11 protein-coding genes, 3 pseudogenes and 1 riboswitch are annotated in these 13065 nt (G+C 69.8%); of the genes and pseudogenes, 8 read left to right on the forward strand and 6 right to left on the reverse strand.

Annotated features, from left to right (window positions below; translation table 11 throughout):
• Positions 1-261: 261 nt before the first annotated feature.
• Both AB0E02_RS04645 and AB0E02_RS04650 read left to right on the forward strand, forming a co-directional pair.
• Positions 262-1356, forward strand: a pseudogene (locus tag AB0E02_RS04645) (MFS transporter); the annotation flags it as partial.
• Positions 1357-2823: 1467 nt separating this feature from the next.
• Complete coding sequence (locus AB0E02_RS04650) at positions 2824-3513, forward strand: hypothetical protein (RefSeq protein WP_362135944.1); 690 nt, start codon at positions 2824-2826, stop codon at positions 3511-3513.
• Positions 3514-3764: 251 nt separating this feature from the next.
• On the opposite strand, the gene AB0E02_RS04655 is transcribed toward AB0E02_RS04650, so the two are convergent.
• The 5 genes and pseudogenes from AB0E02_RS04655 to AB0E02_RS04675 all read right to left on the reverse strand — a co-directional run bounded on the left by AB0E02_RS04655 (position 3765) and on the right by AB0E02_RS04675 (position 6782).
• The gene (locus AB0E02_RS04655) at positions 3765-3914 is read right to left on the reverse strand and encodes a hypothetical protein (protein ID WP_362135946.1); all 150 of its coding nucleotides are present in this window, start codon (positions 3912-3914) and stop codon (positions 3765-3767) included.
• Positions 3915-4174: 260 nt separating this feature from the next.
• Complete coding sequence (locus AB0E02_RS04660) at positions 4175-4420, reverse strand: hypothetical protein (protein WP_362135948.1); 246 nt, start codon at positions 4418-4420, stop codon at positions 4175-4177.
• A gap of 136 nt (positions 4421-4556) precedes the next feature.
• Positions 4557-4773, reverse strand: a pseudogene (locus AB0E02_RS04665) (transcriptional regulator); the annotation flags it as partial.
• 243 nt (positions 4774-5016) lie between these two features.
• Entirely contained in the window at positions 5017-5871 is an 855-nt protein-coding gene (locus tag AB0E02_RS04670; RefSeq protein WP_362135950.1) for an ABC transporter permease, read from the reverse strand.
• Entirely contained in the window at positions 5868-6782 is a 915-nt protein-coding gene (locus AB0E02_RS04675) for an ATP-binding cassette domain-containing protein (protein ID WP_362135952.1), read from the reverse strand. Before AB0E02_RS04675 ends, AB0E02_RS04670 begins: the two co-directional genes overlap by 4 nt.
• 130 nt (positions 6783-6912) lie before the next feature.
• Between AB0E02_RS04675 and AB0E02_RS04680 the strand changes: the two genes are divergently transcribed.
• A complete protein-coding gene (locus AB0E02_RS04680) occupies positions 6913-8112 on the forward strand; it encodes a sensor histidine kinase (RefSeq protein WP_362135954.1) in 1200 nt (399 codons plus the stop codon).
• Complete coding sequence (locus AB0E02_RS04685) at positions 8109-8771, forward strand: response regulator transcription factor (protein ID WP_362135957.1); 663 nt, start codon at positions 8109-8111, stop codon at positions 8769-8771. The genes AB0E02_RS04680 and AB0E02_RS04685 overlap by 4 nt, the downstream gene beginning before the upstream one ends.
• A 293-nt stretch (positions 8772-9064) precedes the next feature.
• Here the strand turns inward: AB0E02_RS04685 and AB0E02_RS04690 are convergent.
• Positions 9065-9520 (reverse strand): annotated as a pseudogene (locus AB0E02_RS04690) (short-chain fatty acyl-CoA regulator family protein); the annotation flags it as partial.
• A 284-nt stretch (positions 9521-9804) separates the two neighbouring features.
• Positions 9805-10034, reverse strand: a riboswitch (cobalamin riboswitch).
• Between the two features lie 88 nt (positions 10035-10122).
• Between AB0E02_RS04690 and tsaD the strand changes: the two are divergent.
• From tsaD to AB0E02_RS04710, 4 genes are all read left to right on the forward strand, one after another.
• Positions 10123-11193 (forward strand): tRNA (adenosine(37)-N6)-threonylcarbamoyltransferase complex transferase subunit TsaD, encoded by a 1071-nt coding sequence (gene tsaD / locus AB0E02_RS04695; protein ID WP_362135959.1) that lies wholly within the window; start codon positions 10123-10125, stop codon positions 11191-11193.
• Positions 11193-11471 (forward strand): hypothetical protein, encoded by a 279-nt coding sequence (locus AB0E02_RS04700; RefSeq protein ID WP_362135961.1) that lies wholly within the window; start codon positions 11193-11195, stop codon positions 11469-11471. Before tsaD ends, AB0E02_RS04700 begins: the two co-directional genes overlap by 1 nt.
• 133 nt (positions 11472-11604) lie before the next feature.
• Complete coding sequence (locus AB0E02_RS04705; protein ID WP_362135963.1) at positions 11605-12462, forward strand: helix-turn-helix transcriptional regulator; 858 nt, start codon at positions 11605-11607, stop codon at positions 12460-12462.
• Positions 12463-12663: 201 nt separating this feature from the next.
• Entirely contained in the window at positions 12664-12879 is a 216-nt protein-coding gene (locus AB0E02_RS04710) for a hypothetical protein (protein WP_362135965.1), read from the forward strand.
• Positions 12880-13065: the final 186 nt, after the last annotated feature.

A 13065-nucleotide genomic window follows, 5' to 3' on the forward strand; every position in this document is an offset into this window, starting at 1 on the left:
TTCGAGGGCTCTGCTGCCCTGCCCCTGCCCCTGCCCCTGCGCGGTGACGGTGACCTCTGCGTGAGTTCGAGAGCAGGTCTCGTTGCAAGGTCGGGGGAGGGGGTACGAACTTGAATTCGGTTGCGGCGGGCGGTGTGAGCCCAGTGAGGTGCCTCCATGGACGGTGCCACGGAGCAGGCCCAACGGGCGAGGTCAGGACGGGACCGCAGAGTCACGCCGCGACCGGCTCCATGGCACAGGTCGGCGGTGCTCGCAGCGCTGATGCTGGCTGCCTTCACCTTCAACACTGCGGAGAACCTGCCGGTCGGCCTCCTGGAGCTCATCTCCACAAGCCTGCGGGTGTCCGTGTCGGCGGTCGGTCTCCTGGTCACCGGTTATGGCCTGACGGTGGCCGTTGCCTCTTTGCCGCTCGCCCACGTCATGCGGGCCGTGCCCCGACGTCATGTGCTCACGGGGCTTCTGGCCGCGTTGGTGGTGTCCAGTCTCGTTGCGGCGTTGGCCACCTCGTACTGGCTGCTCCTCGCGGCGCGGCTGCTGACCGCGCTCGCCCAGGCACTGTTCTGGGCCGTGCTGGGGCCGGTCGCGGTGGGCCTGTTCGCACCCGAGGTCCGGGGACGTGTGGTCGGGGCGCTGTCCGTCGCCGGTTCGCTCGCCCTCGTGGTCGGGGTTCCCGCAGGCAACTGGCTGGGCCGGCGGAGCGACTGGGCGGTACCAGTCGCCATGCTGGCGGCTCTGGGGCTCGTCTCGCTCGTGACGATCGCCGTTCTGCTGCCGACCGCGCCTCCGGAAGAAGAGCACGCCGCCTACGGAACAAGTCCCGACGCCCGCCGGTTCGGAACCGTACTGGCGGCCGGGACCCTGTCTGCCACTGGGGCGTTCGCGGGATACACCTACATCGAGAAATTCTTGGGCGAGGTGAGCGGGTTCTCCCCGAGCACGGTCAACGTCCTGTTCGTGACTTTCGGTCTTGCATGTCTGGCCGGGGTGAGCATCACCGGGGCGTTGCTGGACCGCTTTCCGCGCGCCGCGCTGACCACTGCCATGGCCACGCAGGCGGTGGGCATGCTCGGTCTGTATGTGGCCGGCACCGATGCGGTGGCGGCGGTGCTGTGCCTGGTTCTGATGGGCGGTGCACTCGGGCCGGTGTTCATGACCACTCAGAACGCGATGCTGCATTGCGCACCGGGCCGCACAGACATCGCCCTCGCGGCGAACTCCGGTGCCTACAACGCCGGTATCGCGGCGGGCGCCGCGCTCGGGGGACTGATCCTGCCGCTCACCGACGTGCGCGGCACCTTCCTCGCCGGCGGGCTGCTGACCACCTGTGCCTGTGCGGTGCTACTCGGCGGGCGGCTGCACCGTACGCCGCTGGAACCGGGCCTCCGGACGACCTCTCGGGCCGCCGCTCCAGGGGCACTACCTGGGCGTCTGGGCCCTGGCACTCGGCCCGGATGCCGATGGACCGCCTTACCAGCACTCTGGCCCGGTGAGGCCGCGCAGTCCGGCTGCGTTTGCGGCTTGCCGCAGCCATGTCACGCTGGAAACGCGGAAGCCGAACGGAAGGGGGTCACCATGCCCTTCGACTTCAATGTCGATGTCCGACTGACGGACGACAACGACCCGGACAGTGTGCAATTCATCAACATGACCATCGGTTCGGTTCCGGCCGGCGCTGACCGACTCCTGGGTGACTGGCGGGGTGCAGCCGTCTTTCTGCCCTCCAGTTCCGGCGAATTCGACTGGGACGGACGCCCCGGACAGAAGGTCGCCTTCGTCTTCGACGGCCCCTCCGCCGGCAGCCGCCTGGTCCTGGGCCTCAGCGATTTCGCCGCCCCCGGCGGAGGTCTGCCGCCCCGGGGTACGACCGGAGGCGGTGCCGTGACGGACCCCGACAACCCGCAGTTCCTCGGCACCGTCAAATGGGAGATCACCTGACGGGACCGGAAACCCTCGGCCCTGGACATCTCGGGCGCGGACACCCGGTCGGCCATGGACAACCCGCACAGCCGGACGGTCGACTGGCGCACCGTGCGATTGCGCCTTCGCCAACTCCGCGTACGCGCGGCGCCGTTGAGGGTGACCCTTTCCACGCCGAAGCGTTCGCCGAGCCTCCTGACAATGAGACCGAGGACGATGTCACGCTGCTTCCGCCGCTTCCCCGTACAGGTAGGGTGCGCAACGCGGCCTGAGCCCGCGGCAGTTCGGTTCGGCACATCACCGCGTTGCGATGCGAGGGCGCAGCCCCCGTCCGCAGCCGCGCCGAGCACGCCTTCGCCCGCGTGAGGGTGACGGCGGCGATGAGGATGGCGACTACGTCATAGGGGATAGCCGTCCCGCATCCTGTGGCGGTCGCACTGCTCGTGCAGGGAGTGAAGGGGGAGGGGTTGGACTGAGCCCGGTCCGGATTTCCGCAGGTGGGCTGTCGTGTTGCCGTCGTGTGCCGTCGTTGGGTCTTCGGCAGTGACTCTCTGACCTGCATGGACGCAGTACGACCGGCGGAGCGCCGGGACACTGGGAAGCGGGGCGCGGAATTACCCTGGACTGTGTCCGGGGGGCTGCACTCGAAGCCGAACGGCGGCCGCGAGTGCAGCGGCGGAGTGCACGCCATACGTCGACAGTGCGAGGCCGGTGGGTGCGACCGCATGAAGTCGCGGGCGGCTGCATGGGCTTCATATTGGATATGCACGACTTCGCGCGGCCTGCACCGCCATCGCCGCTGCGCATGGCTGTGCGTGACGCCCGGCCGCTGTGCGTGCATGCGCGCAGCCGTGCTGCCCGCGGCCCGAAGCGACAACGGCACACGTCCACAGGCGGTGGGACACCATGTGGGATGCGATCAAGCGCAAACGGCGCTCGCACCAGCCAGAACCGGAAGAAGTGGAAGAAGTAGAGGAAGTAACGGACATCGTGTGTGACCGCTGCAAGCGGCCCATGCAGGGTGAGGGAGACGGATGGAACGTCGTCTTGGACAAGGGCTACGCGATTGGTTATCTGTGCCCGGACTGCCAGACGGGGGAGGAGAACGCCGAGGCCGAGGTGCATGAGGCGACCCTCGACTACAGCGCAGGCCGTGTGGATGAGGACGGCCGCGTTCGGTGGCCGGCGAAGGGTGCCTGGAACAGTGTGTCGACCGGAACCCACGGTGTGATGCGGGAGAACAAGGCCATCCACATGCTGGTCTCCTTGGAGCCTCCCGTGCTGTGCGTCGCCGTCGGGCCGCAGTCGGATGCACGGCTGAGCGGGCTGTTCAGAACCGAGACATGCAAGAAAGCCGTCCAGGAGGCGATGTCGAGCAAGGGAGCACGGCCCGGGACCCGGGACCTCGCATACCTGGTGGACAGTGGCATGGACTCCACCGATGTCTGGGTCGTGGAGGACCATGTGATGGCGGTCGGAGGGATCGACTCGCACAAGCTTGTGGTCATCTACTCTCCGGACATCGACCCGCACCTCCTCGACGCGTTCGCGCCGGAGTACGCCGACTCGATGCGCGAGGCGATCCACGCGCCATGATGTCCAGGACCATGGTCCTGGTCCTGGTCCTGGACACGGTCGCGACCCTTACACAGCAGCATGCTCCGGGCGGGCCGGCTGCGCTGAGATGTCAGCGCCAGGAGAGGCAGACCAGCGATGAGCACTGTGACACTGCCCGACCCGGAAACCGCCGCCGCACGGGCTCCTCGACACCTGGCAGGCCGACCCGGAGTACGCGCGGATCGAAAGGGCTGTGGTCAGTACGGCAGCGACTGGGACGACTTCTACGGCTAACCGATCATCCCGATCACCGTCCTGCCCCGGATGCAGCAGCGCACCGGAACGTGTTCGTCCACGCCACCGACATGGAGGCCGGGCGCAGCGGCGGAGCCGTCGTCGGGGTCGAACGGCGCCTCTCTCGTCGGCCGGTCGTAGATCACGAACTGATCCCGCGGAGGAGCCGGAGCTGTCGGGTGCCTGTGGTGGGCCGGCGATGGCGGCAGTGCTCGTCTGTCGGGACGGGACCTTCTTGCGAGGCCACCGGTGCGGAGACGGTGTTCGGTGCCGGGAATCGCGGGAATGGCCGGTTGATCGCGGTGCGCGGGTGAGGCGAAGGCCAGCGAAAGGGCCCCTCACCAGCAAAATCACTCAGGGGGCTGTGGGGTGGAAACTCACGGTGACATTGACGTCACGGCGGGTTTCAAGACTGTGTGCGGCACGCGGCTCTGCGACGCAATCCCCACGCCCTGAACCGGCCGCTCACGAAGGTGCCGACGCCGATGGACAGCGCGATCAACACAATCGACGGCACGCCGTCGACGGTGACGTGACGGTCCCCCGCTGCCAGCGACACCAGTGCAGTGATCGCGGTGAGGGTAGCGGCGGCCACGGTAAGGCAGACTGCCATCCCGGCCCACCACATCGCCCGCGTCGGTTGAGTCGTCATGGCGATGTTTTACCTCGTGCCCCTGGTTTCTGTACAGCGAAGTACAGCTACCCCCGCGCCCAGGACCAGCTGCTGGCGCCCCCAAGCAACCAGCTCATGTGCCCGGCCGACCTCGGCGACCACCGTGCCTTCAGGTCTGCGTGAGGGGCTCCTGCAGATCGGTGATGATCCGCGGGGAGTCGTCGTGAGCCGGTCCAGGAGTTTGAGCAGACCCGGCTGGATGTGCGCTGTCAGGCCGCCTCGGCCGGGGGCGTGGGGCGCTCCGCGAGGTGGAACAGGTGGTCGCGCTCGTCGCCGCTCAGGCGCAGCGGCCGTCCGAGGGGCGCCAGGACCTGCGCTGATGGCTGCGCACCGCGCCCGCGTTTGGTGACGATCGTGGCGATGTCGTCGTGGCCGAGGGCCTCCGGCCCCGTCAGATCAGGTCAGATCAGGTCAGATCAGGAGTCTTGCAAGGGTTGCTGGAGTGGCTGAGCTTCGAAGTTGGGCCGGATGGACACCTGCGATGCTCAAAGGCGTGCTGCGGTAGCCCCTCTCGGCCGACGCTCGGCGCCGGCCGAGAGGGGCTACCGGTAGGAGCCGCCCTGGTCGTGGCCGTCTCACACGTCGCGGCGGGAGGGGATCATCACGACGAGCAGGATCGCCGTCGAGGCCCAGGCGGCGTAGACGGTCCAGGCCCCGGCCACGGTCGTCGGGAACGCGTAGTGGGCCCACGGGACGTCGTCACCCTCCATCAGGTGCGTCCACGCGTAGTGGGGCATGGCGTGGCTGATGACGGCCGTCCAGTAGTGGTCGCCGCTGAGGCTGATCGGCAGCATCAGCAGGACCGCGACGCTGGTGACGATGGTGGTCGCGCTGTGCCGGATGATCGCCCCCAGGCCCATCCCGACCAGCGCCGAGACCGGTGCGAGGAGCGCGGCCCCGGCCATGGCGCGCATCGCGCCGGGGTCAGTGATCGACATCCCGGTATGGCGTCCCGACAGGACTGCCTGGGTCAGGAAGAACGACGCGCCGGCGGCCAGGACACCGAACCCGGTGGTGACGACCGTGACGACCACCACCTTGGCCGCCATGACGGAGCGGCGGACGGGTACGGCGGCGAAGGTCGTACGGATCATGCCGGTGCTGTACTCGCTGGTGACGGTGAGCGCGCCGATGGCGCTGATCGCCAGGATCACACCGTTCCCCGCGAAGTTGGTGAACGCGTCACGCAATGCCCAGCTGGGAATGAATCCGGCCCTTGTGTCCGCGTCGTAGTGCGGCCAGTTGCTGTAGTCGGCGTACGCGGCATTCACATTGAAGAGGATGATCGCCAACGCGGCGGCCGCGAAGGCCCACCCCGTCGAACGCAACGACCACAGCTTGATCCACTCGGCGGAGAGCAGGTCGCGGAATCTGGCGGGGGGTTCGTCGATCGACACGTTGACCGGTACGTCATGCGTTGCGGTGGTCATCGGGATTCTCCTGCCCCGGCGAGGTATTCGACGCTGTCGGCGGTCAGTTGCATGAACGCGTCTTCCAGCGTGGCGTTCCGGGCGGCCAGTTCGTGCAGCGGGACGCGGTGGTGGAAGGCGAGCTCCCCCACCTGGGCGGCCGTGAGGCCGGTCACCGTGAGCCGCGTGCCGTCCGCCTGCACGGTGGCGCCCTCGGCGCTCAGTACGGCGGTGAGCGCGGACGGGTCCGGGGTGTCCACCGTTACGCTCAGCCGGGTGCCCCGGGAGGCGAACTCGGCCACGGTCTCGTCTGCGATCATCCGGCCTCGGCCTATGACGATGAGGTGGTCGGCAGTGGCCGCCATCTCGCTCATCAGGTGGCTGGAGACGAACACGGTGCGGCCGTCGGCGGCGAGCCGGCGGAACAGGCCGCGGACCCACCTCACACCCTCCGGGTCCAGGCCGTTGAGCGGCTCGTCGAAGAGCAGTACCGGCGGATCGCCGAGCAGGGCAGTGGCGATGCCGAGGCGCTGGCGCATGCCGAGCGAGTACCCACCGATCCGGCGGCCCGCGGCGGCGGTCAGTCCCACCTCGCAGAGCACCTCGTCCACCCGGGTGCGCGGGATGCGGTTGCTGACGGCGAGCGCGGTCAGATGGGCGCGGGCGCTGCGCCCGCCGTGGACGTCGCCCGCGTCGAGGAGGGCGCCGACGTGGCGCATCCCGCGCGGCAGGTCGCGAAATGAGCGGCCATTGAGGGTGACGCTGCCGCTGGTCGGCTCGTTCAGGCCCAGGAGCATCCGCAGCGTGGTGCTTTTGCCCGCGCCGTTGGGGCCGAGGAAGCCGGTGACAAGGCCGGGCCGCACGGTGAAGGTGAGCCCGTTGACAGCGGTCGTGCTGCCGTAGCGCTTCGTTAGTTCGTTGACTTCAATCACATTCCGATGGTTCGGCAGTTCGCCGTCGCGCACATCAAACAGGCGGCCGACTTTCTCCCCGCCGGTGTCGACCACGGTTGTACAACCATGGCCCGACGCCCCTTCACAGGCCCACGGTTACGATCGCTGCATGTCCGCCACGCCACCCATTCCGCTGCTCAAGCGCCTGACGCCGGGCGCCTGGACGGCGCTTACCTGGTCCGCGGCCACGGCCTACGCCGCCCTTCTGTACCTCAGGCTGCCCCATGCGCCGCAGGAGCCGCCGGCCTCCGGTGTCGACCCGCTGCGGTACGCGCTCATCAACGCCGCCGCCAGCGCCATGGCGCTGCTCGCCTGCGCGCTGCTGCGCAGTCGGCCGCTGCCCGCCCTGGCGCTGCTGCTGGGCGGTTCGGTCGCCGCCTCGACCACGGTGAGCGTGGCGGACATCCCACTGGCGCAGTTCCTGGCCTTCGATGTTGCGCTCGGCTTCATCACCGCCACACGGCGGCGCCGCACGGGTCGCGCCGCCGCAGGCATGTCCCTGGGGGTACTGGCCGGCTACGTGCTCGTCCGACTGCTGCTCGGGACCAGTCCCGGAGCGTCCGCTGTGCTGGTCATGGTCCTGGTCACCATTGTCGCCTGGCTGACGGGGCGTTCGGTACGTGAGGACCGGCGGCACGCCCAGGCACTGCGCACCCAGTTGACCACCCAGGCGGTCACCGCCGAACGGCTGCGCATCGCCCGCGAGCTGCACGATATGGTCGCGCACAGCATCGGCGTCATCGCCCTGCAGGCCGGTGCGGCCGGCCGGGTCGTCGAAACCCAACCGGCGGCGGCCCGTGGCGCGCTGCGAGCGATCGAGTCCGCCGGCCGGGAGACGCTCTCGGGCCTGCGCCGGATGCTCGGCGCGCTACGCCAGGCGGAGCCCGGGCAGCAGGCGGAGACGGCGCCGTTCGACCCGGCACCCGGCCTCGCGGACATCGACCGGCTGGCCGAGCGGACGACGGAGGCCGGAGTACGGGTCGACGTGCGCTGGCGAAGCGAGCGGCGGCGACTGCCGCCCGAGATCGACATGTCCGCCTACCGGATCGTTCAGGAGGCGGTCACCAATGTGGTGCGTCATGCCGGGGCCAACTCCTGCCAGGTGTTCATCGATTGCCAGGACGATGAACTCTCCATCGAGGTCCTGGACAGCGGACCCGGCCGAGCCAACAGCTCGGGTTCCGGATACGGACTCATCGGCATGCGCGAACGCGTCGGCCTGCTGCACGGTGACTTCCGTGCCGAACCACGCCCCGAAGGCGGCTTCCGGGTCACCGCCCGCCTCCCCGTTCCGTCAGGAATCTCATGACCATCCGCGTCCTGCTCGCCGACGACCAGCCGCTCATCCGGACCGCGATCCAGATGGTCATCACCGACTCCCTGGACATCGAGGTCATCGCGGAGGCCGGGACCGGTAGCGAGGCGGTCGAACTGGCCGTGGGCGTCCGGCCCGACGTCGTCGTGATGGACCTCCGCATGCCTGGTATGGACGGCATCGAGGCGACCCGTCAGATCGTCGCGGGCCCGAGCACCGCGCATGTCCTCGTGCTGACCACCTTCGACGACGACGAATCCGTCTACGGGGCGCTACGAGCCGGCGCGGCCGGGTTCCTCGTCAAGGACATGGCGGTGGACGACATCCTCGCGGCGATCCGGGTGGTCGCCGCGGGCGACGCGCTGATCGCTCCCAGCGTGACCCGCCGCCTGATCAAGGACTTCGCAGGCCACCGCCCCGCCCGGGCGACGAGGAACGGACGCACCCTGGCCTCGCTCACCGACCGTGAACGCGAAGTACTGGGCCTCGTCGGCACGGGCCTGTCCAACAGCGAGATCGCCACCCACCTGGGCATCAGCATCGCGACCGCCAAGACGTACGTGACCCGTCTGCTGTCGAAGCTCGACGCCCGCGACCGGGTTCAGCTGGTCATCATCGCCTACGAGAGCGGGCTGGTGGAACTTCCGCACTGAGCGGCCGATTCCCGAACGACCACCGGATCGGCTTCCACCTCAAGATGAATGGGCGGGTGGCTCGGACGACAACTGCGATGGTCAGGGCCGCGGCCTGCTCGGTGCCGGCGCTCGGGCGCTCGCACGAACCCGCTACAACAAGCCCAGAAGCGGGTTCAGTGTGCCGATCACCCGTGGAGCCTTGCGCAACTCATCCGCGTCACGCGGCCACGAATGCCTGAAGCCCAGGGCGATGCCCAGTCCGCGACTGCCGAGGTGTATTGACCTGGAGCGTGGTCAACTCGGCTGAGGGGTCAGCAGGCGGCGCTCCGGCCCGCGACCGGGTACGGCACGTAGGCGCTGCTGTTCTCGTCGATGGCGAGTGTCTGTCCGAGCGGGGGCACGGCGCGTTGCGGGCAGGTGAGGCGTTCGCAGACGCGGCAGCCCATGCCGATGGGCGTGGCGGCGGAGGCGTTGTCCAGGTCGAGGCCGTCGGAGTAGACGAGTCGGGAGGCGTGGCGGATCTCGCAGCCCAGTCCGATGGCGAAGGTCTTGCCGGGTTCGCCCCAGCCGCCGCGGGAGCGGGTGACGGTGCGGGCGGTCCACAGGTACCGCTGCCCGTCGGGCATGGCGGCGATCTGCACGTGGATGCGGCCGGGTGCGGCGAACGCCTCGTAGACGTTCCAGAGCGGGCAGGTGCCGCCCGCGCGGGAGAAGTGGAAACCGGTCGCCGACTGCCGCTTGGACATGTTGCCGGCGCGGTCGACGCGGTGCCGAGGGCGACCAGGAGGTTGGGCAGCCCGAAGCGCTCGCCCTGGTGGAGGGCGATGCCCTCCTCGACCAGCTTGGACAGCAAGCCGTACTGGGGCCAGCCGTAGGAGGCGAGCACCTTGCCGGAGTACTGGTCGAGGAAGAGGGTGCGCTGGTCGGTCACGTCAACTCTCCTTCGCGAGTCGCGGAAACGGCTCGGGGCGCGAGGGGAACGACGGACGGAGCGAGCGGTGGCCCGCCGGATTCGCCGGCCGCCGTCGAGCCGCGGAGGTCACCGCACGCCTGGCGGCGTACGGGCAGTGGCAGGTCTTCGGACTCGCGGGCGCGCCTTGTTGGGTACGAGGCATCGAGGCATCTACTGGCCGTCGCTTCCCAGGGCCTCTTCGCGACCCCAGTGCTTCCTGACGGCTGTCGTCCCGCTCACCGCTGCGGGGCAGTCCCAGATTTTCACCGGGTTCCCTCTTACGACGCGCCTGCCTGGCGGCAGGGCGAACCAGCTGCAGCGCCAGGTTGGCGGCAGCGATCAGAACTTGTTGCATATGCTGCGCAATAACAACTATCTAGCAATTAGCCTGGCCGCAGTGTGCGAGAGGGGAACGGCATGCGTGGAGAACCCGTGGTGCTGGGCATCGAGTCCTCATGTGACGAGACGGGCGCGGGGCTGGTGCAGAGCGGACGGCTGCTGGGGCATGCGGTGGCGTCGAGCATGGACGAGCACGCGCGGTACGGCGGGGTGGTGCCCGAGATCGCCGCCCGGGCCCATGTCCACTCGCTCACCCCGGTCGTTCACCAGGCGCTGAGGGAGGCCGGGCTGCGCATGTCCGACATCGGGGCGGTCGCCGTGACGACCGGGCCGGGCCTGTCGGGCGCCCTTCAGGTCGGACTCGCCGGCGCGAAGGGACTGGCGTACGCGCTCGGGGTGCCGCTGTACGGCGTGCACCACCTGGCCGGTCATGTCGCCGCCGACGCCCTCGCGCACGGGCCGCTGCCCGACCCTTGCGTCGTACTGATCGTCTCCGGCGGCCACACCTCCCTCCTCCTCGTCCGCGACCTGGCACGCGACCCGATCGTGCACCTCGGCGACACCCTGGACGACGCCGCCGGCGAGTGCTTCGACAAGGTGGCCCGGGTCTTCGGACTGCCGTATCCCGGCGGCCCGGCCATCGACCGGGCAGCGCGTGGGGGAGACGCCCGTGCTGTCGCCTTTCCCCGGCCGCTCACCGGGCCCCGCGACGCCCCGTACGGCTTCTCCTTCTCCGGCCTCAAGACCTCGGCCGCACGGTGGGCGGAGCGGCATCGCGGGCAGGTCCTGCCGGTGGCGGACGGCGCGGCTTCGTTGCAGGAGGCGATCGCCGACGTGCTGACCCGCAAGGCGGTCGCCGCCTGCACCACCCATGGCGTCGGCACCCTCGTCGTGGTCGGCGGTGTCGCTGCCAACTCCCGGGTGCGGGCGCTGGCGGAGGAGCGGTGCGCCGCTGCCGGCCTCACCCTGCGCGTCCCGCCGCTGAAGCTGTGCACGGACAACGGCGCGATGATCGCCGCCATCGGGGACCTGCTGGTCCGGGCGGGCGCCGAGCCCGCACCACTCGACGTCTCGATCGACCCGTCGGCGCCCCTGGAGTACGCCGCGCTGCACCCGGTCGCCCGTGCCCTCGCCACAGCGGTCTCCTGATGAGCGGGAGCGTCCGCCTCGTCTCCGGCGAGCAGCTTTCGCCGTATGTCGACGGCATCCGCGCCGTGTACGCCGACGCCTTCGGCGCACCACCGTGGCACGAGGAACCAGCGCTGGCCCACACCTGCCTGATACGGCTGGCCCAAGATGCCCGTCGCCCCGGGTTCTTGGCCGCACTCGCCCTCGACCGAGGCGCCGTGCTGGGGTTCGCCACCGGCTGGACAACCCCACGCCGTTCCCGGCCGGCCGCTGCTACCCCCAGGCGGCCGCCGCCCTGAAGTAGCCGATTGGTCGTCGGCACACGCGGATTCGAGGGTTCCCCCCGTGCCAGCGGATCCGGTCACCCGGCGCGGGCGGTGCTGTCCGTCGGTGGCCCCGCCCGCGCCGCTCCCCAATGAGCAGCTAGCAGCTGTGTGTCCCGCGACGGCCGGGCTGAACAATGCGGAACGCCTCCGTACCTGCGCACGGCTCGCCGACGACAGCAAGAACGGCGAGAACAGCAAGAACAGCGGCATCGACCTGCGGGCCTCCCGCAGCCTGTACGTCCGCCACTGCCACGCGCTGGGCCTCGCCGCACTCGCGGAGGGGGACCACGCGACGGCATACGAGCACCTGCGCCGCGTCTTCACCCAGGACCCCCACCCCGCCCCCGTGCACCACCACGCCTCGCTCCACCACGTGGCCGACGTCGCCGCGGCCGCCGTGCGCATCGGCCGGACCGACGACGCCCGGGCCGTGCTCCGGGCGGCCGAGGACGCCCTGGGCACAGCGCCCCGTTCCGCACGCCTCGCCGCGATCATGCACCGGGCCTCGGCCCTGCTGAGCGATCCCGACGCCGCCGAACCGCACTTCCGGGCAGCCCTCGCCGACCCGGCGAGCGCCCGATGGCCCTTCGAACACGCCCTCACCCAGCTCGACTTCGGCCAGTTCCTACGGCGCCGCAGACGGTCCGCACAGGCGCGCCCGCTGCTCACCGGAGCCCTGGAAACCTTCGAACGCCTCGACGCCCGTCCCTGGACCGAGCGGGCCACCGCCGAACTCCGCGCGGCCGGCGTCGCCGTGGCCTCCTCGGGTGCCCCGGTGGCCGTGGCCGACCTGACCCCGCAAGAACTCCGGATCGCCCGCCTGGCCACACAGGGCCTGACGAACCGTGAGATCGGTGCCCGGCTCCTCCTCTCTCCCCGCACCGTCGGCTTCCACCTGCACAAGATCTTTCCCAAGCTCGGCATCACGGGCCGAGCCCAACTCCGGGATGTCCTCGACCGTTAGCCTGGTTGACGACGGGGCTGGGTGGCAGCGGCTCTGTCTCAGTCGCAGGGAGACGGCCGCGTGGGGACCCGGCCTTCGCGGCAGAGCAGGGCGAGCTGGTCCGGGGGACGGTCTCTCGAACAGGAACAGCGAGCCGAGTTGCTCCCGGCTGCACGGCAGCGGCCGGCCGTTCATGACTGCTCCAGGTATCGGTGGACGAGCATGACGGCCATGGTTCCCTCGCCCACCGCGGAGGCGATCGAGGTCGAGCAGCTTGAGCGCGATGTCGCGGTGGAGGGTACGGTCCCGGGCGGCCCATGCCTCGCCCATGCCTCCTTGGCCGAGTCGCTTGACCAACTCGATGCCGAGTCTCAGAGTATGGGCTGGACCGGTGGGTTGCAGCGCGATCAGTTCGAGGGGCTTCTTCGCAGCTTCTGACTGAGCTGTCCGCGCACCCGAGTGGCCTCAAGGCTCGTCGACATTCAGAGCTCGCAAGCCCTCGGATGCATCCGAACTCGTCGACAAACGCCTCCGGTTGGGACCTACGCAGCCAGCTGTGGTAGCTGCCGGACCTGCTCGATCTGCTCAACGGCGGGGGAGCGAGGGGACCACCGAAGGTCTTCA

It is taken from the genome of Streptomyces sp. NPDC048196, from assembly GCF_040652715.1.
GTDB classification, from domain to species: domain Bacteria; phylum Actinomycetota; class Actinomycetes; order Streptomycetales; family Streptomycetaceae; genus Streptomyces; species Streptomyces siderophoricus.

Excerpts from the sequence above, each read along its gene's own strand:
- AB0E02_RS04685 (WP_362135957.1), top strand. The coding sequence starts at position 8,109 with ATGACCATCCGCGTCCTGCTCGCCGACGACCAGCCGCTCATCCGGACC.
- AB0E02_RS04660 (WP_362135948.1), bottom strand. The coding sequence starts at position 4,420 with ATGACGACTCAACCGACGCGGGCGATGTGGTGGGCCGGGATGGCAGTC.
- AB0E02_RS04670 (WP_362135950.1), bottom strand. The coding sequence starts at position 5,871 with ATGACCACCGCAACGCATGACGTACCGGTCAACGTGTCGATCGACGAA.
- AB0E02_RS04650 (WP_362135944.1), top strand. The coding sequence starts at position 2,824 with ATGTGGGATGCGATCAAGCGCAAACGGCGCTCGCACCAGCCAGAACCG.
- AB0E02_RS04680 (WP_362135954.1), top strand. The coding sequence starts at position 6,913 with ATGTCCGCCACGCCACCCATTCCGCTGCTCAAGCGCCTGACGCCGGGC.
- AB0E02_RS04700 (WP_362135961.1), top strand. The coding sequence starts at position 11,193 with ATGAGCGGGAGCGTCCGCCTCGTCTCCGGCGAGCAGCTTTCGCCGTAT.
- AB0E02_RS04710 (WP_362135965.1), top strand. The coding sequence starts at position 12,664 with ATGACGGCCATGGTTCCCTCGCCCACCGCGGAGGCGATCGAGGTCGAG.
- tsaD (WP_362135959.1), top strand. The coding sequence starts at position 10,123 with ATGCGTGGAGAACCCGTGGTGCTGGGCATCGAGTCCTCATGTGACGAG.